The 26,581-nt window shown below is 43.0% G+C and carries 22 protein-coding genes; 17 read left to right on the top strand and 5 right to left on the bottom strand.

The window, feature by feature from the left end; all coding sequences use genetic code 11:
• The 5 genes from SHEWPOL2_RS15395 to radC form a co-directional block, all read right to left on the bottom strand.
• Positions 1-240 (bottom strand): DUF2787 family protein (locus SHEWPOL2_RS15395; RefSeq protein ID WP_037429609.1); only part of this gene is annotated, 240 nt, incomplete at its 3' end.
• A 192-nt stretch (positions 241-432) separates the two neighbouring features.
• Positions 433-846, bottom strand: a complete 414-nt coding sequence (locus tag SHEWPOL2_RS15390; protein ID WP_037429608.1) for a DUF2787 domain-containing protein — start codon at positions 844-846, stop codon at positions 433-435.
• A gap of 238 nt (positions 847-1,084) precedes the next feature.
• Positions 1,085-1,441, bottom strand: coding sequence for a type IV toxin-antitoxin system YeeU family antitoxin (locus SHEWPOL2_RS15385; protein ID WP_037429607.1), 357 nt, complete (start codon positions 1,439-1,441; stop codon positions 1,085-1,087).
• A 110-nt stretch (positions 1,442-1,551) separates the two neighbouring features.
• Entirely contained in the window at positions 1,552-1,914 is a 363-nt protein-coding gene (locus SHEWPOL2_RS15380; RefSeq protein ID WP_011622473.1) for a hypothetical protein, read from the bottom strand.
• Positions 1,915-1,954: 40 nt separating this feature from the next.
• On the bottom strand, positions 1,955-2,461 hold the full coding sequence (radC, locus tag SHEWPOL2_RS15375; RefSeq protein ID WP_037429605.1) for a DNA repair protein RadC: 507 nt from the start codon (positions 2,459-2,461) through the stop codon (positions 1,955-1,957).
• A 334-nt stretch (positions 2,462-2,795) separates the two neighbouring features.
• Here radC and SHEWPOL2_RS15370 point away from each other — a divergent pair, with 334 nt between their 5' ends.
• The 17 genes from SHEWPOL2_RS15370 to pglZ all read left to right on the top strand — a co-directional run.
• The gene (locus SHEWPOL2_RS15370) at positions 2,796-3,248 is read left to right on the top strand and encodes a MerR family transcriptional regulator (RefSeq protein ID WP_037429603.1); all 453 of its coding nucleotides are present in this window, start codon (positions 2,796-2,798) and stop codon (positions 3,246-3,248) included.
• Positions 3,226-5,403, top strand: coding sequence for a VIT domain-containing protein (locus SHEWPOL2_RS15365; RefSeq protein WP_037429601.1), 2,178 nt, complete (start codon positions 3,226-3,228; stop codon positions 5,401-5,403). The genes SHEWPOL2_RS15370 and SHEWPOL2_RS15365 overlap by 23 nt, the downstream gene beginning before the upstream one ends.
• Before the next feature lie 74 nt (positions 5,404-5,477).
• Complete coding sequence (locus SHEWPOL2_RS22930; protein ID WP_157173876.1) at positions 5,478-5,645, top strand: hypothetical protein; 168 nt, start codon at positions 5,478-5,480, stop codon at positions 5,643-5,645.
• A 374-nt stretch (positions 5,646-6,019) separates the two neighbouring features.
• Positions 6,020-6,727, top strand: coding sequence for a DUF3944 domain-containing protein (locus SHEWPOL2_RS15360; RefSeq protein WP_037429599.1), 708 nt, complete (start codon positions 6,020-6,022; stop codon positions 6,725-6,727).
• A gap of 23 nt (positions 6,728-6,750) precedes the next feature.
• Entirely contained in the window at positions 6,751-7,716 is a 966-nt protein-coding gene (locus SHEWPOL2_RS15355; RefSeq protein WP_146193316.1) for a hypothetical protein, read from the top strand.
• A gap of 257 nt (positions 7,717-7,973) precedes the next feature.
• A complete protein-coding gene (locus SHEWPOL2_RS15350; RefSeq protein WP_037429596.1) occupies positions 7,974-8,168 on the top strand; it encodes an AlpA family transcriptional regulator in 195 nt (64 codons plus the stop codon).
• A 129-nt stretch (positions 8,169-8,297) separates the two neighbouring features.
• On the top strand, positions 8,298-9,842 hold the full coding sequence (locus SHEWPOL2_RS15345; RefSeq protein WP_204366689.1) for a sigma 54-interacting transcriptional regulator: 1,545 nt from the start codon (positions 8,298-8,300) through the stop codon (positions 9,840-9,842).
• Positions 9,843-9,918: 76 nt separating this feature from the next.
• Complete coding sequence (locus SHEWPOL2_RS15340) at positions 9,919-11,448, top strand: AAA family ATPase (protein WP_037429592.1); 1,530 nt, start codon at positions 9,919-9,921, stop codon at positions 11,446-11,448.
• Positions 11,441-13,024, top strand: coding sequence for a VWA domain-containing protein (locus SHEWPOL2_RS15335; RefSeq protein WP_037429590.1), 1,584 nt, complete (start codon positions 11,441-11,443; stop codon positions 13,022-13,024). Before SHEWPOL2_RS15340 ends, SHEWPOL2_RS15335 begins: the two co-directional genes overlap by 8 nt.
• Before the next feature lie 13 nt (positions 13,025-13,037).
• Positions 13,038-13,571, top strand: a complete 534-nt coding sequence (locus SHEWPOL2_RS15330) for a HEPN domain-containing protein (RefSeq protein WP_037429587.1) — start codon at positions 13,038-13,040, stop codon at positions 13,569-13,571.
• Positions 13,572-13,875: 304 nt separating this feature from the next.
• Entirely contained in the window at positions 13,876-14,556 is a 681-nt protein-coding gene (locus tag SHEWPOL2_RS15325; protein ID WP_037429585.1) for a hypothetical protein, read from the top strand.
• 96 nt (positions 14,557-14,652) lie between these two features.
• Positions 14,653-15,414: a hypothetical protein gene (locus SHEWPOL2_RS15320; protein ID WP_037429583.1), complete on the top strand. Its 762-nt coding sequence runs from the start codon at positions 14,653-14,655 to the stop codon at positions 15,412-15,414.
• A gap of 3 nt (positions 15,415-15,417) precedes the next feature.
• The gene (locus SHEWPOL2_RS15315; RefSeq protein WP_037429582.1) at positions 15,418-15,963 is read left to right on the top strand and encodes a BREX protein BrxB domain-containing protein; all 546 of its coding nucleotides are present in this window, start codon (positions 15,418-15,420) and stop codon (positions 15,961-15,963) included.
• Between the two features lie 9 nt (positions 15,964-15,972).
• Entirely contained in the window at positions 15,973-19,446 is a 3,474-nt protein-coding gene (gene brxC, locus SHEWPOL2_RS15310; RefSeq protein WP_037429580.1) for a BREX system P-loop protein BrxC, read from the top strand.
• Positions 19,447-19,541: 95 nt separating this feature from the next.
• Positions 19,542-22,943, top strand: a complete 3,402-nt coding sequence (locus tag SHEWPOL2_RS15305; protein WP_037429577.1) for an N-6 DNA methylase — start codon at positions 19,542-19,544, stop codon at positions 22,941-22,943.
• Complete coding sequence (locus SHEWPOL2_RS15300) at positions 22,940-24,742, top strand: DUF262 domain-containing protein (protein WP_037429575.1); 1,803 nt, start codon at positions 22,940-22,942, stop codon at positions 24,740-24,742. Before SHEWPOL2_RS15305 ends, SHEWPOL2_RS15300 begins: the two co-directional genes overlap by 4 nt.
• Before the next feature lie 5 nt (positions 24,743-24,747).
• On the top strand, positions 24,748-26,581 hold a 1,834-nt coding region (gene pglZ, locus SHEWPOL2_RS15295), incomplete at its 3' end, for a BREX-1 system phosphatase PglZ type B (protein ID WP_050991384.1).

Below are 26,581 nucleotides of genomic sequence, written 5' to 3'. Positions count from 1 at the left end.
AGGGAAGGGGCCGCCACAGTAAGCAAAGTCGGTAAAGTAATTGAGATACCAGCAATCATCTTGGCGGTAGAGATTGATCTCCACTGGGTGATAACCGCCGCTCTCATAGCTGTAGTCGGGATCGCGGTAGTTAAAAGTGACGCTGTTGAGGTCAGGGTGATTGAGTGCTGCCAGTTGCCGTTCTAATAATTCATAAAAAGGCTCTGGCAGTGGCAGGATAGTTTCGCGGTGTATTTTCATGGTGGACTCCAAAACAAAAAGCCCGCGAACGACAGGCGTTGCGGGCAGGGTAGGTTGTTGTTAACGACTGAGGCTTGACGTAATGAGTTAGGGTGACGAGCGCGCGGGTTTGATGGCTTGACCCGTTGATTGCGATAGGACTGAAAGCGCTAGAATCGTTAGGATGCTCGCGTGGAATGACGGCGAGGCGGGTTAATCCAAACTCACTTCCACTTGATAGACTTCCATCTGGTAGTAACTGACAAAGTTATCGCTGAACAACTTAATCAGCCCCTGTGATTCCCGTTCCCCAATCCAGCCGCTAAACAGGCTATAGACCTGGTTGCTGTTAAAGCAGATATCGATATCTTTAACCAGTTCAGGGAAGGGATGACCGCGAAAAGCAAAGTCGGTGACGTAGACTAAACGCCAGTGATCTTGTTGTTTCTCAAGCCTGACTTCGACGGGATGAAAGCCACCCGCTTCGGCGCTGTAATCAGGATCGCGAAAATTAAGGGTGATGGCGTTGGCGTCTTTTGGATCGACGTTTGCCAGTTCCTTTTCAATCACTTGGTAAAAACGATCGGGCATCGCTGGCAGTTGGTTACGCTTGATAGTTAATGTCATGGAATATTCCTTATTTAAAAACGGGCATACGCAAGAGCTAAGGCGTAACTGCGCCTTGGCTCTTGTTGTCTATGCGGTTTGAAAACAGTTGTTGGTCGAGCGGTTTAACGTGAGTCGCTATGGGCTACTTGCTAAGGTTTTTGAGCTGGGAGATTAAAGTTTGGTGGTTATGTTTAACGGATTAGTACTGGCTTACGATAATGAATGGGTTATTGAGTCAGGGCGAAGTTGCTGGTGGTCAGTGGCTTAGCTTTGGTTTAGTTTCGGTTTGATAAATCGCAATATACAAATAGCCGTAACTGCCAAGTGTGTCGGCCTCACAGGTAAAGCCGGCGTGTTCAATGCTCACGCAGTGCTGCTTGGTGGCATCAATCTCGCCTTCGGCCACCAGCCGCTCAAGCTGTTTAACCATAGCGGGAAAGGCCTCGACAAATTGTTGTTTAATTGCTGGTGGAAATTCACCGACAAAACTTGCGCGATCATGGAGATAATCCAAATGCAGGCCGCGTAAAATCAGCCTTGCACCAAAGCGGGGGGACACTTTACGGGGCAGGCCCCAAGTGTGCTCAATATCAAAAAGTTTAAGCGTTGTCATAGTGACCTCGATGGTTGAAAAGAACTTTAGGGAGTAGGGGCTCGTTAGCTGACTAGTAAGAGCGGTTAATACTGCCGACTAGTCGAGTGGGTGATGACATGTAACGGTCTTTAGGTGTGTACGCTCCAATTGGGCTGTTCATTACTGCCATGGTTAAAGTACACGCCGTTGATCACCCTTTGCCATTCTCCTGTTGGCACACCATAACTGTCACAGGGGCAAACATAGCGGCAAAAGGCAATTTCCTTGGGTAAGTGTTCAACCACATCACGGTGAAACACACTTAATACAGTTTTATGCAGCTTTGGATTCGGCGCCACAATCGGCTTGCCTATCACTTGGCCCATGGCATTAAGTGGCCGCACAAACATCGGCAAAATTAGCTCAACCGCTAAGCGGTTACGCAGTTCCGGAAACGCGGCGCAGGCTTCGGCAACGCAGGCCTGTGAAAAGCTATCGGTAAATTCAATCATGATGAACTCCTTGATTTGGCGTTATAGGTTTAAACGCTGGCTAGAGTAAGCCGCACTCAGCAAAGGACACTGGCGTGCGGCCAACCACGATATGGTCAAGTACGCGCACATCGATAAGCGCTAATGCATCGGTTAACCGTTGAGTGATGTGCTTATCTGCTGCTGAAGGCTCAGACTCCCCGGAGGGATGGTTATGGGCAAAAATCACCGCCGCCGCATTGACAGCTAACACCGCCTTAACCACTTCCCGTGGATAAACACTGGCAGCATCTAAAGTGCCAAAGAACAGCTCTTTAAACTCCAATAATTGATGCTGATTATCGAGCAGCATTACCGCAAACACTTCCCGCTCATAACCACCGAGTTTGTAAGTTAAAAAATCCTTAGTAGCTTGAGGGTTGGTATAGGCGTCCTTCTTCACATAGCGTTCGGCAATAATATTGGCGGCAGAGGCGAGAACCTCATCGGCAGTTTGCGGCCACTGAGTCACATGCTTGTGGGTGGTTTCGTGTAGAGCAGCTTTAGTGTGCATAGCTTTTGTTGACATATCAGGCTCCTTGAAAGCGTTAATGGGCTTATGCACAGGAGTGATATATATCTGAAAAGATTTGGAAAAAGTGTAATAGATAAGCATTAATGAAGTGGTCAATGTCATGATGCTATATCAAAAAAGATTTAAACAAGGCGGGTTTGGATATTACTTAGAAAAATTTTACTACCAGTAAGAACATGAGTCATCGATAGAGTTTGAAGCTAATCAACCTATCCTTATTGTTAATTTTTCTCTATTGATTCAAACGTCATAAAAATTATTATTCATTACACTTGATTTATACATTTCTAGTGTATACATTTGAGTGAAGTTTAAATGGAGGTACAGGATGCAAGAAAAATATGGCATCAGCGATCTGGCAAGATTGCTCGACTTTCCAGTTAGAACGATCAGGTTTTATCTGCAAAAGGGGCTGATTAAAGGGCCTCATGGCGCTGGTCGTGGAGCCTGGTACGACACAGAACATGTTGAGCAATTGCTAAAAATTAAACGTTGGCAAAGTGCGGGGCTGTCTTTAGAGCGAATTCAAGAATTACTGAATTATGCAAATGAACCTGATTTGCCTGATATGCAACCAAAAGCAGGGGACATGCGTGTAATTAGTCATTTGTATCTGGGCCAAGGGCTGACACTAATGATTGACCCAGTTGCGGCAGGTGTGAGTAGTGAGCAGCTAAGGATGTTAGTTCCTGCAATGATAAGTAGCTATCAGCAGGTTATGCAGTGCTCTTTGCCTAAAAATAATGGTGGGGTGGAAAATGAACAACAATGTGATGAATAACATAGCGCTAGGTAATTCTGAAGGATTTGGGTTTAATCATGACATTGTTTTAAAGCACAGTTTAGTTAATGCGCAACTGAATGGAGCTATCAGTGAAGTCGAATTGGTTCACGAATTTGTAAATCGTGAAACTTGCCCTATTGAAGCCATATTCTCATTTACGTTACCACTAGATGCGGTCATTTTAGGGTTATCTATGGCGATTGGTGAGCGTCAGTTCACAGGTGAAGTGACGCCAAAAGCTATCGGAACTGATAAATACGAAGGTGCCATAGCAGAAGGTGACAGTGCAGTATTACTGGAGCGGTTGAATGATGGGTTATATTGTCTCAATGTTGGTAATTTGCTACCTAATGATGACGTTACCATTTCTATTCAATATGCCCAAGTCCTGAACTGGCAAGACCGTAAACTGCGGTTTTATTTTCCGTGTACAATTGGTGACCGTTACGGACATCAGCGATCAGCAAATTTACAAGATTATCAACAGATTGAGCACACACTAGATAATGGCGCACGCTTAACATTTAATCTGACGGTTAATGGTGAATTATCTTCCTCATTAGTTACCAGTCCAAGTCATTCATTAACAGTAAAACGAGAAGAGAATTCTTTAATTTTATCAGGGGATAGGGTTATTCCTGATAGGGACATCATAATTACACTAGAAGCATTACCTTCATTTACTGGCGAAATTCTAGTTGAAAAGAGTACTTTTGGGTTGCAGTACTGCGCCAACCTGCTATTACCATCCTCAGATAACCACAATGAGTCAGCTCAGTGCTTCCAGTTTATTGTTGACCGTTCAGGTTCAATGTGCGGAGATGCCATTGAGCAGGTACGTAAGGCCTTCGTCGCAATTAAAACACTTCTCAAGCCATCAGACTGGTTCAACATCATCTCCTTTGGGTCTCAAGCACAAAGTTTGTTTCCATCCCCTGTTCCTGCCGATAGTGAGCATCTTGCAAAACTTCATGCATACATCAACCAGCTAGATGCCAACATGGGGGGAACTGAAATTGCAGCAGCATTAAACTTGGCTCGCAAAACTGGACGGCATGCAGAATTTGCGACGCAAATGTTGCTGATCACTGATGGTGAAGTGTGGGATACCGCGGCAATAATCGCGGATGCAACAAAAGCAAATATACGATTATTCAGTGTGGGCGTGGGTTCTGCAGTAAACGAAGCTTTTCTGAATAAATTGTCGCGCAGTACTGGCGCTTCAGCCATCTATGTATCCCCAAACGAGTCGATGGCAGATGCGATTGTGGGACAATTTAAACGATGCCGTCAGCCAGAGATAACAGATCTTAAAATACATTGGCCGATACCAATTAATAAGCAAGTTGATAAACAGTTACTGTTTACGGGTGATGGATATCAATGCTATGCCACATCTGAGACCGAAATATCACCAAAAACCTACGTGAATATTGAAATTATGCAGCAAAATCAGGTAATCCCGGTAAGGCAGTTTCGAGGGATTGGTACTGGAACTCTGTCACGTCTGGCAGCTTACCAAAGATTGCCGAGCAGCAAGAAACCTGAGGAAATTGCCGTTAAGTATAGTTTGCTTTGTGAGCAAACCTGCTGTGTGTTGGTCGCCGTACGTGACCAAAAAGCTGACGGTTTACCAGAGTTGCGAACTATAAGGCACACTCGTGCAGCCGGTGAAGCGGGGTTTGGTTCGGTAGGGGCAGGGGTTGTATCTCTTTGTTTTGCCGCGCCAGTGTATAGCAGTTCAGTGCTTGATTGCCTTGATATCCCAGCATTTCTACGCAAACAGGACGTAACGTTTGTAGATGATATTGCTGAACCAGTTGATAGTGATATGACTGCAATCGCCAATTGGCTAAAGATTTTCAACAAAGCTGCGTCCAATGGTTCGTTGGAATTGAGTTTTGCTTGTATTAAATCATTAGGCATTGATTTGCAGAAAATCTTGATGATTGATATGAATTTTTATCCTGACATACCGGAAAAACTTCTAGTGTTTGAAATCCTACTAGCATTCCTTGAAGTATCTAATGCTGGAAGAACTGGTCGAAAGTTAAGGCATTGGTTACAGCAACAACATGTTATTGATCAAGTCGATCCCGATATTGCGATAGATCTTCGTGCTAATCTAGCCTTGCATCTAACTGATAGTTGAACGGTAAAAAGCCTTTTCGCCCGGAATATACTAAATAGTCATTATAATCATTCTCTTACGAAGGATTCTTTTCTATGGACTTGTTTGTGGGAATGCTTGTTCGATTCATGCCTTTGATTCTCATCATTGCTTTGTTGCTTGTAATTAGGTTCGTTATTCTTAAGCCTGATTATGATGCTTTTAAGGCATATAAGGAGAAGATGAAAAATGAAAAAACTTGGTGGGATTTTACTGATGAATAGAACAGGTATTAAATTGATTTACCTCTCGTTTTTTGGCTGTAAAAACTTGTATTTTTGTTGGAAATACCAATCTCAAACATTCACGTTATGAAGTCAAAGAGATATCATGCCACCCAATGGTTTTTAAGCTTAATTTAGTATTTCGTGTCAACACCAGCCTGCCGCGCTGGCTAGTGTGAATAACTTTAATCGATTTCGGTTGAGAAGTTTCATCGCGAACTGACCGCCGATTAGAGTGCAACCCACTTTTAGCTTAACTGCGCCGAGGTGTTGCTTGCGAAAATTAAAGTTGAGCGTTTAGCGATTTGCCCTCTGAAAAAATTAGGTAGTGAAGAAGACGTCAGTATGCAAGCTGTTTATAAAAGGGAACTAATATGGATTTTGTGAAGCGGAACTACATGTACCGGGAAGATGATGATTTACAGTTTCTTTCCCTTTGCACTCATAAGCAACTGACACCACTTGTTAAATATTTGACGAAAGAAAAAACTGGTAAACTTAGAACCACTGAGACACTAACGACTAACCCAAGGTTTAAAAAGAATAAGCATGACTTGGCGCTAGTATGGCAAGAGATCTGCGCTGAATTGCAAACTTTTGGTAATTCAACAGTGATGAATCTTATTACCGGAAAGGGGGGAACCTATCTCAATTTACTGCAATATACTGCACGTTCAATTGGCTGCTCGGTCAGTGCTAAAGATAAAGATAGTGCTCTTGCAATTGAAAAAGCTATTGTCGCTAAGGTCATGAAATTGCAATTGGACAAGATGACGCAAGCTGATCGTTCGGCATTTGTCGAGAGAATGAGTAAAGATTATCAATGCAAGATTGATAATGCGCTTGACTGGAGCAGCAAAGATTTCGCTATTGTAACTAGGGTCCTTGCATCGGCATTTGGTGGTGCTGCGGTTGGTGCGGCACTAGTGCCAAGAGTGCTTATGATACCAAGTCCATTGGGAGTATTGGGTGGGATTTTTGGTGTATTTGCCGATGCCCCAAATGTTAACGTTACTTTACCCTGTGTTATTCATATTGCAATGCTCCGAGAACTGCGACGTAACGATAATCCATTCAAATAAGATCTGCTAAACAAGGAGTTGTAATGATAAGTAATACAATTAGAACAATAATGGTACCAGATTGGGACAAGGTTGATCCGGAAATCATTGAGCTAATTAAGTCAGGTCACATGCGGTTGCGCGAGGGTATTGTTTACTGGTCAAAAGGCAAGAAATTAATTGATGGTGCAGGGAGTATTGTTAAGCATTTACCATTCAAGGAGATGACCGTAGATCTTAGTGAGGGGGTTAACGTAGTAGAGCTCGCAAAAGCAAGCGCTGCAGTTAAGCAAAGTATGTTTCTTGCCGCTGGCTTATCGACAGGAATCATTCTTGGTGCGATTGTTATCCAAACGGTATATTTATCGAAGAAACTGGAAAAAATTCAAGCATCCATCGACAAGATAGCCGTAGAAATTCAAACACAAAATCAATTGTTTTATCTTGAAAAACTTTCGTCTTATATTGGTAGTGTAATGGCTGCACATGAGTTGCTAGGTATTTATCAAGAACATGATCCTATACCTGAGATTATAGCTCCTTTGTTGGTCACTTTGGCGCAGCAACGGAATGAGCTTTGTACCTTTTTGATGAAATTGATCGGGTGGATCGAGCAGGGGAATAATCGAAATGGTAAAAATACCATAACCCAAGAACATGCAGCTTTAATAATTGATTTTATCACTCATGTTTTAGATATGATGCCCAAAGCTATTTATATTGAGTCAACTCTTTACACTAGATTAGGTCATTACCATCATGCGGATACCTTAGTCGAAACTGCTGGAGCTAAATATACCATGGTGCTCCAAGCTTATCGTGGTTGGGCTAGAGATTCTTACGACAATTTATTGACTGGTTTATCATCTAGCCACAATAATCGATTATTAACTAATAAGTTTAATGACATAAAAAGCTTACTTAACTCATTGGAAAACAAGATTTTGCTTGGTAAAAATGAGCAATTGAATCAGCAAGATGAGAAGCTGGTTATTGCTTTACCAGTGTAAGTCACTCGTAAAGTGGCATAATTCTGAAGATATAGTACAAGTCATTTCTATTGCTCTTACTGAGTTTAAGATGCTATTCCAAGTACCATATTCACTTAATTCAATGAGGAAAAACCAGCTATAACCCAGTAATAAAACGAACCTTAGTATAGCTATGCCATACGCGAAAGGCACAATCGTGTACAAGCATTATAGATAATTGTTGAAAGTGGCTTTAGTTATTATTGTATCAAAGAACACATTACCAAGAGTTCAGCATGACACCAAACAAAAAGCTAATTCGAATAAAAGATGTGATTGACAGCACTGGCTTAGCCCGTTCAACCATTTACAAGTACGTCGATAAAGGTATTTTTCCTAAAGCTTTGACATTGGGCCTTAGAGCCGTTGCATGGGTAGAAAGTGAAATACAAGGGTGGATTTTGGCAAGCTTTAGGGTAATTAATTGTTAGGTAGTAATCGATATCAACCAAAATGAAAAACAAAGAGCTGTAATAGGCAATATTGATTCAAATGCATTGAAAAATGGTTGTTTTTCTGTAAATTATCAAACGCTACAAGTCTGACGAACAACAGCCAGCATGGCATGTTTGCTTTTACTATTGAAAAATTTAAATGTTGGTTTAGGGATGAACATAATTAACGAAAAAGTGTTGGTTAGTTGGATTGGTGGCAACGATTTAGAATCAAAGGCGAGTAAAATGACTGGCCCTATATGGGCGACAGTATCTGATGTTACCTTTGATAGGCTTGAGCTTATTTACAATTATCCGTCGGATCTAGTTACTCCATACCTTGAACTACTCACTGGCAATCTGAGTTGTCCAGTCAACGCCCGTAAGGCCGATTTATCCTCGCCAATTAATTTTGGAGAAATTTACCTCGCTGCAGAACGGCTACTGGACGTTATTAGTCGTGAAACCATTGCACTGTCTATTTTATTGAGTCCGGGTACACCTGCTATGCAGGCTGTATGGATATTACTCGGTAAAACTCGATTCGCCTGCAACTTTTATCAAGCATCAAAAGAACAAGGCGTTAATATTGTAGAAATTCCTTTTAAGCTCACTGCTGAATATATTCCTTCGATGACTAATCTAGCCCCTACTGAATTTGGGCAACTTGGTCTATTGGACTCTGATGCTGATCCTGCCTTTGATGACATTATTACCCTTGATCCTGAAATGTTACTACTTAAAGCCAAGGCACAAGTTTTAGCATCGCATGAAGTATCTGTGCTGATTTGTGGTGAGAGTGGTACCGGCAAAGAGATGTTTGCTCGGGCAATTCATAATGCAAGTGCGAGAAGGGATAAACCATTTGTTGCGGTCAATTGTGGCGCATTTCCCTCAGAACTTATTGATTCAATACTTTTTGGTCATAAAAAGGGGGCTTTTACTGGTGCGGTTTCAGATAAGGTAGGAGTTTTTGAATTGGCACATTCAGGTACTCTTTTTTTGGATGAGTTTGGCGAGCTTGATAGTTCAGCCCAAGTCAGGCTACTTAGAGTATTACAAGATGGTAAATTCACTCGCTTGGGAGATAGTAAAGAACGTAGCAGCAATTTTCGTTTGATCACAGCAACTAATCGAGACTTGATGGCTGACATTTCCAAGGGTAGGTTCAGGGAGGATTTATTCTATAGGGTTGCCATTGGTGTGTTGTCCTTACCACCTCTAAGGTCTCGACAAAGCGATTTAGACCATCTAGCAGATCAGTTTACCGCCATGCTCACACAAGAATACCCTTCTCTAGGTGGTAAAAAAATTTCCACTGCTGCAAAAAAAATTATCAGTAATCATCGTTGGCCTGGAAATATCAGAGAGCTGAAAGCAACGATTCTTAGGGCAGCCTTATGGTCTGAAACTGCCGTATTGGAAGACGTTGATATACGCAGGGCGATACTTTCGACGCTCCAAAATAGTGAGAGCATTCTCGAAAGAGATATATCAAAAGGTGTTGATATAAAAAGTATTATTGATCTAGTAGAGCGACACTATTTAGAACGAGGATTGGCATTTACGTCAGGGAATAAACGTAAAACGGCGTTGTTACTCGGTTACAACAATCACCAAACTTTAAATAATCGCCTTAAAAAACTCGGCCTAGAAAACGACAATGACTAAATTGGCATAAAAGTCGCTATATGGGTTTGACCCTGAATTAAGCCAGGGATTGCAATTCAACATAAGGAGCTCCACTGTGACACAATTAACGGCAATACAACCACTCTCACGTAAAGATAAACTCTCACAGCTAATGGCTGAGATGAATGTTGGTCTGTTAGAGCGAAAAGAACAAATTAAGCTGATTTTACTAGCCGCGCTTGCTGGTGAGCATGTTTTGCTTGTAGGTCCTCCGGGCACCGCAAAGAGTGAACTGGCCAAACGGCTAAAAAATATCTTTGTTGAAGCGAGTTATTTTGAGCGTTTGTTGACACGTTTTTCTGTCCCAGAAGAAGTCTTTGGGCCTCTTTCTATTCGTGCATTAGAGGATGATAGGTATGTTCGTTTAACTAGTGGTTATCTACCTGATGCATCAGTAGCTTTTATTGATGAAATCTTTAAAGCAAACAGTGCCATTTTGAATAGTCTTTTAACCATATTAAACGAGCGAGAATTTGATAATGGTAATCGTCGATACAAGGTGCCCTTAATTTCGGTTATTGCTGCGAGTAACGAGTTACCTGAAGGTGAGGAGCTTTCTGCTTTATATGATCGCTTTATGTTACGTAGTTTTGTCGGTCCATTGTCTGATAGTTCATTTAGCGAATTATTGCAGCTTTCAGCTGAAAAATTTGAGCCTGAGCTGAATATCCGACTCAAGTTAGAAGATCTTACTGAGGTGCAGCAGTTAGCTGACAAGGTTACCCTGAGTTCTTCTGTGCTGGCATTGTGTAAAGAGTTTCGGGCCTATTTAAACCGAGAGAATATTTACGTTTCGGATAGACGTTGGCTCAAGTTGATAAAACTGATGAAGGTATCAGCATTCACCTCTGGATTGACGCAAGTGAGTAACTATGATGCATGGGTTTTACCTCATTGTCTGTGGAATAAGCCGGAGGAGTTTTCTGGGCTGCAAGATCTCTATAATCAAGCTGTAGCCATCAATGGTGATTTTACCGATGAACGTGCATCAAGTTTAGTGACAACTTGGGAAGGGAGACTAAAGGCTGATAAGTCACAACAAAAGCAGAAAGTAGACAACAAAGGTCGGCCACTGTTTATTAATGATAAAGGTAAGCAGACATTACAATCCTCTGGAGAAGTCCAAAAAACAAATGCTAAAGGTGAAGTTCTCTATTGGGATGACTATGACAATAAAGAGACAACTTCAAGTCGCGGGCGTTATAGCTCTTCATTAAATGCAATTATGATTAATCAAGCATTTAAACCCGTTATGGAATCAATTAGTTATTCTGAAGACCATATTAAGGGGCGTGTTGCAGGCGTAGAAGAAATTCTGGCGAAGATAAAAAACCACATTAACGCTTTAAGCAAACAGCGAGAAGATGCTAAGACAGTATTTGAAAGCCATCTTTGGTTAAATCCTGAACTGCTTTCTAAAGTGATTGCGAGTTTAGATAACGCCCTTGAATACAGCCATAAATTATCCAATCGTCTGGTAAAAGTGAAACAGGGCTTTGAAGCCTTGCCACGGGAACAAGAAGTTGATTTGTCGGACACTAGCATTTCAGTTGATGCAGTGTTAGAGGGTGAACTCTGTGAATGAACAAAAACCAACACAGCAGGCTCCTGCACTTAATATTTTAGCTGGTTTGGAGCGGCAGTTAGTTGATATTGATTTATTACCTGATTCGTTGGTGCCAGCTGTAGTTACCCTTCCAGGAGGCGATTTATCTACTCGCTGTATGACTATCGCATTATTGCGAAATCAGTTGTTGGAGGGAGAGTCATTGTCACAACCTTGCCCTTGGTTACCTGAGGCAGTTCAGCAAAACATTGTTAGTCTAATTAGCCGTTCAGGTATTGCAACTTATTGTCAAAATAATCCGCAAGTCACCGATGCCTTGATACTGGATTTACTATCTGCTCTTGAAGGTGCGCAGACAAGAGCATTAATCCTTGCTCGGCAATTAGCTCAAATCAAATATAAGCAGGCGCTAGAAGTGCTGAAAGAGGAATTCGCCGCTATCCAAATTAAACGCAATTCAGCCAAACTTAAAAATTCACTTGTTCTTTCAGATGCAAAAAAACTTGAATGTCAGCTCCAGGCTGAATTAGAGGCCTGGTTGCAGTTAATTAATGCTAATGGACAACATCCATTTGCATTGCCATCAGTTTGGGCCGAAAGGTTGGAAGTCTGGCAAATACTTTCAGAGATTTTTGATGATTTAGGTGTGGTCACTGGTCTTGGTTGGGGCCTATCGAAAGGAATGCTGCAAAGCCATGGTTGGATGAACATGGTGCGATTACAGAAGCTGGTCGAGCAAATCCCACAATTGCGTGAAGTGATTGAAACCCTGGGGCGCATGAAAGATTGCGACGGTGAGCCCGTGATTGAAGAAATTATCTCTAAGATGAGCGTAACGAAAAAGCGCGATAAAGAGATTTCTATGCCGCTTGTGCCAATGGAAACCAAAGGGATCACTCGTTCTGACTCAATCAGTCGAATGTTGCCTCAAGAAGCGGCTTTTTTGGGACATCCAGTCCTTAAAAAACTTTGGCATGCCCGGCGAGCTGAGCATGCATTGCTCAGTTATGCTGTTGAAGGCACGGACGTCATCACTGAAGAAGTTACATTTGAGCAAGAGGTTAAGGAAGAAAAAGCCGGCTTCAAAATAAATCGTAACCGTGGTCCCATGATTGTTTGTCTAGATACTTCTGGTTCCATGCAAGGAACACCAGAGAACGTTGCCAAGGCGCTGGTGTTGCAATGTATCAGTGTGGCTAAAACCGAAAAACGTGCTTGTTATGTTTACCTATTTGGTAGCAGGGGAGAAGTGACAGAAATGGAGCTGACACCCGATGCTGAGGGCTTAGAGCGGATGATACTTTTTCTGTCCATGTCATTCGGCGGCGGTACAGATGCAGAGGGGCCACTTAATTTGGCTCTTGAGCAAAGTGATAAGAATAAATGGCATCAAGCAGATATATTGCTCGTTAGCGATGGTAAGTTTGCTGTGTCTTCAGGACTAACCCGTAAAATTAGTCATCGTAAGGATAATAGCGGATTGAGTATTCATGGGATTGTTATTGGGTCGAGTTTGTCGCCGATGGACAAGATCTGTGACCCGTTGCATCAGTTTTCAAGTTGGTTAGACCTGCAAAATAACGTATATCAGTGATAAGGGAGCATGTGTGACAAAAGCTAAAGATAATTTTGAAAAGGCAATTCAAGATGCTGAATGGATTTTAGAAGCCTATGACCATTTAAACAAAATTGAAGGTAGGGAAAGAGAACCTGAGGAGCTTAAGCGGGCTGCATTGATCATGACCTTAACCGCTTGGGAAACCTATGTCGAAGATGTCATTGAGGAAAAGTTGACAGCAGATTTGAGAACCCTGGCTGGCTCGAATGTTGGAAAATTTATTACATCGACACTGGAAAAAGAGCTTTGGTATTTCAATACGCCTAACTCCAAAAATACTAAGGGAATATTTGAGCGTTTTTTATACATAGATGTGACAGAGAAATGGACCTGGATTGATGGTGATATTGAGCAAGTTAAATCCAAACTAAACCAATGGATAAAAAAGCGAGGTGAAGCAGTTCATCGGTCTATTAATGACAAACAAGCGACTCATTTAGTAAGCCGGCCAGATATGAAAAAATGCCTGACTTTTTTTAAAAAACTCGTAGAAACAACAGATTTAGCTATTGAATCAGCATAAAATGAGTAACTGTAAATGAGCATGAAAAGGTCAAACCGTAATAAAACTAATTGCCAATTAATCAGTAAGTAACTAGTTACATTATTGGTTGTAGAAGCCTTGTCTTGCCATGCTACCTTAGCTCGAAAAATACTGCGAAAGTCAACTTGATTGTGATGAATATCAAAGTGCTTAAAGCTTTCGTGAAAAAATACCAATTGTAAGTATTCAATGCACTGATTTTATTGTTAAATGTTTTTACGGTCAGCCATACAGTGGATTGTGGCCCATTTAGGGCGAATAGACGTTAGGAAATCAAAGGGAAATGAAAAAAAAGAATGCAATTCTGATTTTAGAAGCTCCATGGGAGTTGTCTGAGTCAGACCAAAATACAGTCAGTGTTTTACCCTTTTTTCAAGGGTTGGAGCGATTGAGAGGGAATTTTGATCTGTTTCACTCTCACTTCTACGAAGCTAAAAGTTTTGAAATGGCGCTTGATAACCTCACAAGGGTGCAATATGACCGCTGTTACGTGTATATCGCATGTCACGGAGCAGGTAAGCGCCTACACAACATGAATATGGCTAACGCGTTAAAGATTATCCAAACTAAAGCGAAACAAAATAATATCTTAGGTGTGGTCATCGGTTCGTGTTTGGTGGGCAATAATACTGACATCATGGGGGAATCAATGAAAAATTCTCCCATTGTTTGGAAGTTTGGTTACCGTTGTGAAGTCAATTGGCTGGACGGCACCCTCATGGATCTTGAGGTCTTCGATGCCTTGTTAAAGGCGAGAGAGCCTGATTTCTCAGATGAAAACGCGCTACTGCACCGTTTCCAATCCGCATTTAGACACTATGCCCCTCATGCAATTATTGGTAATCACCCTAATGGTGAAGGTTGCTCAATTGCTGACGGCATTTCTTTGGTGATCCAAGCCAGAGGTCAAGGTCATGTACCAATGGATTACAGCGAATGCCTATTTAATGATAACTGCGAGTAATTTGTGCGAATATTTGTGAATAAGAGCAACCTGTTATAGTAAGTTGCGATACCATATGGGCTCGCAGTTTGGTTAGCTTAAAAAGGTAAGTAATTAATGGTGCAACAGCAGTATTTAGCACAATTAGGTTTCAAATTTGGCAAAAACGGTGCCCATTCCGCACGTAGTATGATGATTGAAGAACTCAAAGTTCTGCTATTTTCTCGTGATCAAGATGCATCTAAAGCCGACTATGAGAGTGATATTGTCAGTTTTAACATTCTGCATAAGCCTACTGAAAAATCACGTAAGTTAACATTTCGCCACTTGGTAGACTTGTATGGGTTGGATAATCAAATCCTTCTGTTTAGTGTCTTTAGAAAATGGTGGGAGTTGCACGAGGATACTCAGGCTGTGCTAGCACTGCAGTTAGCCGTTGCAAGAGATCCGCTTTTGCGAGCGTCAATTGATGTCATTCTGCCGCTTGAAGCTGGCGAGCACTTGCCTAGAGAGAAGATGGAAGCCTTTCTCGCAAAAGATGACCCCGATCGTTTTAGCCCCGCGTCTCTAAAGTCATTTTCTCAGAATATTAACGGTACTTGGACGCAGGCGGGATTTCTCTCCGGGCGCGCAAAAAAATACCGCGAGATACCCAAAGTTAGTTTCGTCAACGTCGCCTACGCGCTCTTTTTAGCCCATTGTGAAGGACTAAGCGGCCAACGTATGTTCGATAGTCAATGGTGCCGGATGTTGGCACAAGACAAAGAGCGATTATTTGAGTTAGCGCATCGAGCTTCTTTGAGAGGTTTGATTAAATTCAAACAAGCAAGTGAGGTAGTTGAAGTGACTTTCCCTCACATAACACTACCAGAGGCATAAAACATGTCTGACCGTTTATCTAAGTTATTGTCGAGTTTTGAGAGCCATATCAGCATCCCTTGGCCCAAAGCTGTATCTGGTGACGAACGCTCTATTTTCTTGGTTTATAACAAACAAGATGAACTCAAACTTCGCGCGCGCGTTGAAGAATTTGAACAAGCATCAACAAAACATAACCATCCATGGATGTTACTTGACCTGACCAATGCATTTGAACGTTGGATGGCAGGCCAAGATTATAAAGACGTTTATTTTGAAGACCCTGAATATCTAAAAGGGTTGTACGGCGATTTCGCTGATGAACTCGTAGAACAATTAATCGAACAAGTTGAAGCCAATCAATCGGCTGATGGTGTAGTTGCACTGCTAGGCTGTGGAACGTTATTTGGTTTCGCTTCAGTTTCAGGCATTGTTGGGGCGCTTGCTGAAAAGGTCGAAGGGCGCCTCGTTGTCTTCTTCCCTGGCGAAGTTGAAAACAACAATTATCAACTATTAGATGCAAAGGACGGCTGGGGTTACCACGCTACAGCCATTTCTGCTACTGCTTAAGGAATAGCCATGCTCAACCGTGACATTTTTATCAATGATCCACTTAACAGTCGTTTAGCCAATAATGGCGTTGCCCAAGTTAAAGATGATGTATCTAAGGGCGCATTGGATACCTTGGAATATGAGCTGAGAACTTTCGTATGTGATGGGGCATACGAACGTGGCTTAGATAAGATTCTGAGTAACTATCTGTCAGCGTTTGAAAGCAACAGTGAACAACCGGCAGTGTGGATTAGCGGCTTTTTTGGTTCAGGTAAATCACACCTGGCAAAAATGTTACGGACATTATGGACCAATCAAAAGCTAAATGATGGCAGTGATGCTCGCTCAACCGCTGATCTCCCTGAATCAATCGCTTCACAGCTAGACAAGTTATCGTCAATTGCCATCACTAATGGTGGCCTGTATGCCGCATCAGGCACATTAGGTGCAGGAGCCGGAGACCGAGTTCGTTTGGCTTTGCTTGGGATTATTTTTCGTTCTGCCGGCTTACCAGAACAATACCACTTAGCACGCTTTGTCATGTGGTTGAAGGCCGAAGGCGTTTATGAACAAGTTAAAGCAACGGTAGAAGTTAAAGCGAAGAAAAAAGAAGGCATCGATACTTGGACAAAAGAACTATCAAACATCCATGCCTCACCGGTTCTACACGATGCTGTTTTGCAAGCAATTCCCAACATGGCGACAGATTTAAAAGAAGTACGTGAAATTATGCGTGCGCAATACACCATTGTTGAAGATGTGACCAACGAGCAGATGGTCGATGCCATTGTCGACGCTATTTCACATGATGGAGAACTGCCGCTTACTTTGGTGGTACTCGATGAAGTCCAGCAATATATCGGCAGTAATACTCAACGCGCATTTGATGTGCAGGAAGTCGTTGAAACTTGCAGTGGCGCAAGCGCGCTAAAATCAAAGCTACTGTTTGTCGCCACAGGGCAGAGTGCATTGACCGGGATGACCAACCTGCAGCGTTTGATGGGGCGTTTCCAGGTACCTGTTCAACTGGAAGATACCGACGTAGATAAAGTTATTCGAAAGGTCGTGCTTCAGAAGAAAGAGTCAGCCAAGTCAGAAGTACAGACAGTTATTAATCAAAACTTAGGTGAAATCTCACGCCATTTACGTGGTAGTACCATTGAACATCAACGTGACGATGAAAAATGGATGGTACCAGATTATCCATTACTTCCTGTGCGCCGCCGTTTCTGGGAGCGTATTCTGCCTGCGTTAGATAAAACTGGCACTGGCTCCCAATTGCGTAATCAATTGCGTGTTGTACATGAGGCGTTAAAGACGACGGCGAACGAGCGTTTGGGCTATGTCGTTCCTGCGGATTTTCTCTACGATCAAATCGCCAATAACTTGCTAACCAATGGCGTGATTTCCAAAGATATCTATGAAACCATCAGCCGTAAACGCGGCGGTGATGCCGACGAGCAGTTGCAAGGGCGCTTATTAGCATTGATATTGTTAATCAGCAAGTTACCCACAGAGATGGAATACGGCATCTATCCAACGGTGGATACGTTAGCTGACTTGTTACTGGAAGATCTGAATAACGATAAACATGCGCTGCGTCCAATTGTGCCTAAAATGCTTCAAGTATTGGAAAACGAACATTTAGTCATGGCGCGTGAATCTGATAATGGCCGTGAATACAGCTTGCAGACCATAGAAAGCCAAGCCTGGTACGAAGAGCTACATCGTCAAGAAAATGATCTTTTGGGTAATGTCGCAACGCTTGAGTCTTATCGCAGCAAAGAGATCCAAAGCTATATTCGTAAACAGGTGGCACAAGCGCGTATTACCCAGGGGGAAGTTGCTGAGTCGAGAATCATTACAGCCTCTTTCGATGCTGAACTACCTGCTGATTCAGACAAACGTATTTACGCTTGGGCGCCGGAACAAACCGAAAAGCAATTTAACGACTTGTCTCGCGGTGATGATCAAGATCATGCCACCATCTATATTTTTGTTCCGACGTCGTATCGCTCTGAATTACAACAGGCGATTGTTGGTTTAAAAGCGGCGGAAAATACCTTAGAAATCCGTGGCGGTGCCACCACAGAGGCGGGAAAAGCGGCAAAAGAAGCGATGGAAACCCGCTTAAGAACGGCCGAAAAAAATAAGAAGAAGATTCTAGAAGAGATTTTTTCCGGTATTCAAGTGCGTCTTGCTGGTGGCCAAGAGGTCGAAGGGGATTCGCTGGCTGAGCAAATTCAAAATGCCGGTGAAATCGCCTGCCAACGGTTATATCACAAATTCAAAATGGCCGACGATCGCGGCTGGGCAAAAGTCTATGAGCTTGCCACTAGCTTAGGTGATCCAAATGCACTCGAGACAATTGGTTATGTCGGCGATGCGGACAAGCAACCGGTGTGTGCTGAAATTTATCGCTTTATCAGTGTAATGAAATCAGGGAAAGAGGTTGAAGCTCATTTCAAAAATGCCCCATATGGATGGGGGGTGGATACTATACAGGGCGCACTTTGCGCGATGACGTCTGCTGGAGTGCTAAAAGCGTCTGATGTACAAGAGAAGGCTCTAAATTCAAAAAAGCTCAGAGATAGTGGATGGCGTAACGCCAAGTTCCGTCCAGAAAAAGCCACCCTGTCAAAAGTGCAGTTAATTAAAGTGCGTGGCGTGATTACCGCCTTGCATGAAGAACCTTGCAATGCCGGAGAAGAGTCAACCAAGCTCCCGCTAGCTATTCTCAACGCCAAAAATGTCGCCAACCAAGCGGGGGGGGCTGCACCTTTGCCTATGGCACCAAGCACCGCGTTACTGAGTGAATTGGAGATGTATTCTGGCAATGATCAATTACTCAAAGTGTTTGAAAATCAAGAGACATTAAAAAGTGACTTTGAGACATGGAAGTTACTGGCAGATAAAGCTTCCTCAAGAATGAAGCAGTGGCACAAGCTACAAAGTGTCATCAAATACTGTGCAGGGCTTGCGGTACGTGCGTCAATCGAAAAAGAAACCGCCGCTATTATGGCCAATCGAAGCCTGTTAGATGATCCAAATCCGCTAGACAATTTGCTGAAATCAGCGGGTAATGCCCTGCGAGATGCGCTCACCAGTCATAGAGCAAACTATGAGGAAGAGCACCGTCAGTGTATGGCTGATTTATTGGATGATGAAAACTGGCAAAAGCTGGATGAGGTCAAGCGCAATGCGTTTTTAACCAAGCGCCAACTCAACGCTATTCCAGCGATTGAGATCAGTACCTTAGACGATACGCTCAATTCTCTAGACACCATCAGCCTTGACCAATGGAACGATAAAGCGGCCAGCTTGCCTAGCATCTTCAATCTGGTGTTGAAAGATGCCATCAACGAATTGCAGCCCAAAACCCGTTACCACAAGCTAAATAAACCGATTATTAGCGATGAGCAACAACTACAAAAATGGCTCGATTACGCAGAAAAAGAGCTACGAGAGCAGCTAGCCCTGGGGCCTGTTGTACCGAGTTAACTGCCATTTTACCTATTGTCAGCCTGCCTTGAGTCGTCAAGGTAGGCGGTGTTTAGTTTACTTAGCCATCGCGAAACTGCGTACAGAAGAATCCCATGAGACAATCACTCGAAAAATCACTACGTAAAAAGCTCGAAGATACTGTCATTAAAGCCCGCGACATTGTTGAAGTCGCCGTAAATGAAGCGCTGCAGCGTTTAGGTGTGGCCGATAGTCAAGCGCCAAGTTACCTAAATGATGAACAACGCGCCCTGCGTAATACCTTACGTGCCCATGCACGTCAGCTTGGTGACAAACTGAGTGATGGCAAGCAAGAGATTGAACGTTTAGCTAACGAGATGGCGTACGAGCATTGGCACCGCATGTTGTTTGCTCGTTATTTAGAACAAAACAATCTGTTGATGTATGACGAACATACGCCAGTTACGTTAGAAGAATGTTTTGAACTAGCGGAAGAAGAGCCAGATTGCAAAGACGGCTGGGAACTCGCTGGTCGTTTAGCGCAAAAAATGCTGCCACAAATCTTCCGTGCCGATTCGCCAGTATTTGCAATCAAGTTGTCGATTAACCACATCAATGAACTGGAAAACCTGATTGCCGCACTTGATCCTGCCACTTACCAAGCGCAAGACAGCTTGGGCTGGTGTTACCAGTTTTGGCAAACCAAGAAGAAAGATCAGGTTAACAAGTCTGGAGTGAAAATTGGTGCGCAAGAGTTAAGCCCGGTAACGCAGCTCTTTACTGAGCCTTATATGGTGAGCTTTTTACTGGATAACGCACTCGGTGCTTGGTGGGCGAACAAGCGCTTAACGCAAGATGATTTAATTCGTGCAAACAATGAGCAAGAGCTTCGTGACTTAGCGGCTATTCCAGGTGTTCCTCTGGAGTATCTACGTTTTTCTAAAGATGAAGAGGCAGGACTATGGAAACCAGCAGCGGGTGGGTTTGAAAAATGGCCTGAGAACTTATCAGAGCTTAAAACACTTGATCCTTGCTGTGGCTCAGGTCACTTCCTGGTAGCTGTTTTCCTAATGCTTGTTCCTATGCGTATGCAGCTTGAAGGATTGTCTGAGAAACAAGCTGTGGACGCGGTACTGCGCGATAATATTCATGGTCTAGAGCTTGACCAACGCTGTGTCGAACTGGCGGCATTTGCGCTGGCTTTAGAAGCATGGCGTTATCCAAATGCAGGTGGTTACCGAGCATTGCCTGAGCTTCAATTAGCTTGTTCTGGTATGTCGATTGCTGAAGCGCAAAAAGAGTGGAAAGACTTAGCCAAAGGCGACGAAGAATTAACAGATGCTATTGCTTGGATGCAGCATACCTTCAAAGATGCTCCAACTTTGGGTAGTTTGATAGACCCAACTAAAGCCCTAGAAAGTGGGCGCACCCCACCTTGGGAATTGCTTCAAAGTGAATTATCGTATAAGAGCGAAGCAACAAGCGAAGCTAAAACTACAGCCCAAGGCCTTGCAAAAGCTGCGGGGATACTTAGTGAACAATTTCAATGGGTTATTACAAATGTCCCTTATCTAACTCGATCAAAACAGTCTCCAAAATTGATGAGTTACTGTGAAAGCAATTATCCTACTTCAAAGAATGAATTGGCCTTTGTATTTACTGAAAAGTGCAGGTCTTTATCACATGAAAATGGGTGTGTTTCTCTAGTCAAGCCACAGAACTTTATATTTATGGCTAGGTATAAAGAGTATCGACAAAAAATGTTTACGGATTTTGGTATTGATGTTGTTGCTAGACTAGGGGCAAGAGCTTTCGAGTCTATTTCTGGAGAAGTTGTAAATATTTGTTTGTTGCAATTTACTAAAACTCAAGACAGGGACTTTTTGGTTTCATTAGACCTTGCTGAAAATAGCTCTTATGAATCTAAGACAAGCCTATTGAAAGAGACAAACCTAGATTTAGTTTCATTTAACTCTGTTTGCAAGAGTTCAGATTACCTACTAGGAGCTACTTCAGATAATAATTCTGAGCTAAAGGTTTACGCTGACAGTTATCAAGGCTTGCGAACGGGCGATGCAAATAGGTTTGTCTGTCAAGTTTGGGAACAAAAAGATATATCTAAGTGGGATTACTTCCAAACATCTAGCTCGGATAATGGTGAAGTGTTCTCTGGTTACACGAGTTTAATTCTATGGGAAGGTGGTTCTGGCCAGCTGCAAAAATACGCTAATGAAAACAGGTCAAAACTTCATGATATGCATGAAAGTGGGAATCGTTCGTGGGGTAAAAGAGGTATTGCTATTGGTCAGATGACAATAAGGGCTACTTATTATAACGGTGAGAAATATGATAACCCGATAGCAGTATTGACACCTAAAAACAATGATGACTTCGAGGTGCTATTTGCATTCTTAAACGATAGTTCATACAAGGATGAAGTAAAGTCTATAAACCGAGGTATTTATGTTACGAACGCGGCATTATTGAAAGTGCCTTTCGATCACGAAAAGTGGTCTAATTTAGCGAAGGAAATGTATCCTTTTGGCGTCCCAAAACCATACTCTAGTGATTGTACGCAGTGGATTTTTCATGGTCATCCATGCGCATCAGTTATTTGGGACGAAGAGGCTAAGACAACTGTCGTAAGTAATAATCGCGAAGATGATTCAGTATTTCAAGTCGCTGTTGCCCGTTTGATGGGTTACCAATGGCCAGCAGAACTTGACGCGCAAATGGAACTTGCGCCTGAAATGCGTGAAGTGATGAAGAAGAACGCTGATTTTGCTGGTTTGATTGATGATGACGGCATTGTCTGTATTCCAGCAGTACGTGGTGAGAAAACCGCTGCAAAACGCTTGGCGGATATTTTATATAAAGCTTACGGTGATACCTGGAGCAGTTCGGTAGAAGATAAATTGCTCAAAGCAGTAAAAGCCAAAGATTGGGAAAGCTGGCTGCGTGATAAGTTCTTTGATCAACACTGTAAGCTGTTTCAACACCGTCCGTTTATTTGGCAAATTTGGGATGGTCTCAAAGATGGCTTCTCCGTATTAGTCAATTACCATAAGCTCGATTACCAAGGCTTAGAACGCTTAATTTATACCTACCTTGATGACTGGATTAGTACCCAGAAGCGTGAACTTGCCGATGGTATCGATGGTGCGGATATTCGTTTAACTGCAGCAGAAAATCTTAAAGCTCAACTAGAAGCCATCCTAGAAGGTGAAAAAGGCCTCGATATTTTTGTGCGTTGGAAGCCTTTGGAAGAGCAACCGATTGGTTGGAACCCCGATCTAAATGATGGTGTACGGCTTAATATTCGCCCGTTTATGCTGGCCAAAGATATGGGGAAAAAAGGCGCAGGTGTATTGCGCGCTAAGCCAAATATTAATTGGAATAAGGACCGCGGCACGGATGTGGAATCGGCCCCTTGGTATCATCTTGGTGTGGAATACGGCGGTAATGAGGGCGACCGTATCAATGAGCATCATTTGACATTGGCAGAGAAAAAAGCGGCACGGGAGCAGACGCAATGATTAAGTCTGTAGAAAATTACGCGGTATCCGCACTGTTCAGCGTAGATGAAAAAGTCATCTATGCAATTCCTCGGTATCAACGTGAATATACTTGGGGAAAATCACAGTGGGATACGCTATTTGAAGATTTACTTGAGAATGATCCTAGCTATTTTTTAGGGTCGATTATCTGTATTAATCAAAGTAATGATGCGCTAGCGGTTCAGTCCTTAGAATTGGTTGATGGTCAACAGCGAATGACCACGTTGTCACTGCTAATGGCTGCCATTTACTATCGTTTTAAAAATTTAGGTATCGAGCTTGAGTTTGACCAACAATTAGAACTACATAACTTAAAGCATAAGTTGGTATTGAAAACTAATACCGATAAAACACGCTTAGTGCCTCAAGTGCAAAACAGTAATCAGCAAGATTATTTCTTGGTACTACACCAGGCTGGGATTTTAGCCGATGCTGAGTCTGTACCTTATGCAGGCAATCGCAGAGTATCTCGGGCCTTTTGGCATTTTTGTGGTCGTATTGATGAATATTTAACTGAGATATCAGACCCAATTAAGGCATTGTCAGAACTCATCGAAAAAGTAAATACAGCTACCTTGGTTAAGATTGAAGTGGCGAGTCATTCTGACGCTTATACGTTATTTGAATCATTGAATAACCGTGGTGTACCGCTAACAGCTATTGACCTCATTAAAAATAAGCTGCTTGCTCGTTTAGAAAGTGATGATGCCGGGCAAATTGATAAGCATTTTAATAGCTGGATGAAGGTGCTTGGCTATCTTGGTGATGACTATGGGATTCAAGAACGTTTCTTTCGCCAATATTACAATGCGTTTAAGCCTAAGTTAAAAGAGATTGTCAGTGTGCCAGTGGCCACCAAGTCGAATTTAATTCAGGTTTATGAAAAGCTGATCTCTAACGATGCAGGCAAGTTTTTGCAAAAAATGCTGAAACATTCGGCACTGTACGCCCAGATTATTGGTAATCAATCGGTACCAGAGCAACCGGCGTTAACTAACTTGCTGAAAGATTTAGAGCGCGTTCAAGGCGTTCCATCTTACTTATTACTGATGTTACTTTTTGCCAAGCGCGAAACGCTGGATCTGTCTTTTGAGCAAATAGCACAAGTGACAAAGTTGTTGATTGCATTTTTTGTTCGAAGAAACACCACCGATAAACCTGCCACGCGTGATTTGACGCGAATTTTTATGGAACTCACGGCTGGCATTCCTGATCTTAAGGGTGCACCAATAGTTGAGCTGATTGCAGGAAATCTGTCTCGAGTAAGCGCAGACGACGAAACATTTAAAAAGTATCTGTCAGGCAATCTATATCAAGACAATACTGCGGTGTGTCGTTATGTGTTATGCGCAATAGAACAAAGCCAAATGACCAAAGAAAGCGAACGTGATTTATGGGTGGTGAAAGGCAATCAATTTGTGTGGACTATCGAACATATCTTCCCACAAGGTGAGAATATTCCCGATTCATGGGTAGCTATGATCGCCGATGGTAATGCGCAGTTAGCAGAGCAGTATCGAGAATCCCATGTGCATAAACTCGGTAATCTGACCATCTCAGGGTACAACAGTACGCTTGGTAACAAGAGCTTTGCTGATAAGCGAGATCGGAAAGATCAAAAAGGTAGCCCTGTGGGCTACAACAATGGTTTGTACTTAAACCAAGAGCTAGCGCAGGCTGAAACTTGGTCAGTCTCACAGATAGAACAACGAACGGCAGTTTTAGTGGATAAGATACTGACGATGTATCCACTGCCAGTGGACAATACCGTGGCGTAATACTGATGATGCTAATAGAAAACTTAAAACAACAACTGCGTGACAGCGCTGCTTACAACAAAAGCGTGCAGGTTGAGCCTGCGGCTATCTTGTGGACGGATATTGATAAACAGTGGCAGTCCGCTATGCCATTTATCAAGCAACATTTACCGGAATTGATTGAGCTTGGTGAATATCAACCTGAACAGCGTATTGGCCCTGCTATTTGGGTGAAATGCGCTATTGCTGGTGTGCTGGAAGAGTGTGTGCTTCCACAAGATAAAACGCCGATTATTTATTTACCAGGTATTGGCCGTAAGGATTTACGTGCGATTGAGCAGTGCCCTGAGTTTTTAAAACCGTTGGCAGAGTTACAGTATCGTGGTTGCTGGTGGGCGTATAACACTGCGGGACGTGATTGGAGCGTGGGGTCATTTTTAACCAATCCGAAAGTCGGCTTAGAACTTGATTTAGCCAAAGATAAAAAGACCCAAGCAGCCATATTACAAGTTCTGCCCGACTTATTAGAAACCCCTGTTGCCAAGCTTAAAGGTAAAAAACTTGAAGCTGAAGATTTCTACTCTATTGTGTTGGATGACATCGCGCGTGACATTCTGGGTTGGTTAAATAATCCACAAGAGAAAGCCGCATTGTGGCAGGGGAGTCGTTGGAATATTTTTACAAACTCGTGTCAAGCTCAGTTCGGTTTCACCCCTGACAGCAACCACCACGAACAAGCGCTACATCTGTTATGTCAAGCTGAAGGCGCATGGGAAAGTATCTGGCAGCGGTTTGAGGAAACCGCGAATAATCTCCCATTACTGGTTGAACAACTGGCTAACGTTGAGCCCACTGATCTTAGTGTGCTCTATCCTGAACACTATTTATCGAGTAATACTGCGGATGAGTCGAACATCGAAACTGCACTGCGTAATGCGTTAGGCAAGGATCGAGAGGTGATATCGACCACATTGGGGGCGCTTTGGTTGCAGCAGCAACCGCGCAAAAATTGGTTGTGGTATCGATTGGATAAATCCCCTTGGCTCGCGGTACTTGAAGATCTCATCACAGTGTTAGAACAGACCGAGATTACTTTTTCGGGCAGTAATCCGGAGTCAATGGCCGACAATTATCAGCAGCGTTTTTGGCAGGCTGATGCGGCCGTATTAGCAGCAATGGGGAAAGCCCAGGATATTCACCAGCAAGAACTTATCGCCAATGTATTAGCGGTGATATATACACCTTGGTTGGAACAGACTACGCTCAACTTCCAACAGCTTGTGGCACAACATGGTTACCCAGGCGACAACCAAATTAAAGAGAGTACGGCTCACTATCAGGTCGGTAGCCAAGTGGTGTTCTTTGTCGATGGTTTGCGTTTTGATACTGCAAAAACTCTCGAACAGAAGCTGGCAAAATATGGCATTCAGGTTGAGCTGACGTCTCGTTGGTCTGCGCTACCATCGTTGACTGCGACGGCGAAAGCGGCGGTTACGCCATTGGCGGATATGTTAACAGGTTTGGAAGGCAATGATGATTTCATACCGGTACTAGCAGATACCCAAACTGCATTTAGTAGTCATTATCTGAGAAAGTTACTTGCTGACAAAGATTGGCAATATCTGGACGGTCTCGAAACAGGTGAGCCGAAAGGCTACGCTTGGGTACAAACAGGGGATTTAGATAAATTGGGGCATCGACAGCAACGTAAAATGCCACAATATATTGACCAGGTGTTGGATGATATCGTCGCTAGGATCCGTGGCTTGGTGGATGCTGGATGGCGACGCATTAAAATTGTTACTGATCACGGTTGGCTGTGGTGCCAAATGAATTACCGGAAGGTGAAGTTGCATAAGT

The organism is Shewanella sp. POL2, from assembly GCF_000282755.1.
GTDB classification, from domain to species: domain Bacteria; phylum Pseudomonadota; class Gammaproteobacteria; order Enterobacterales; family Shewanellaceae; genus Shewanella; species Shewanella xiamenensis.
The sequence above is the reverse complement of the archived record's forward strand: the minus strand, read 5'-3'. Positions and strand labels throughout refer to the sequence as shown.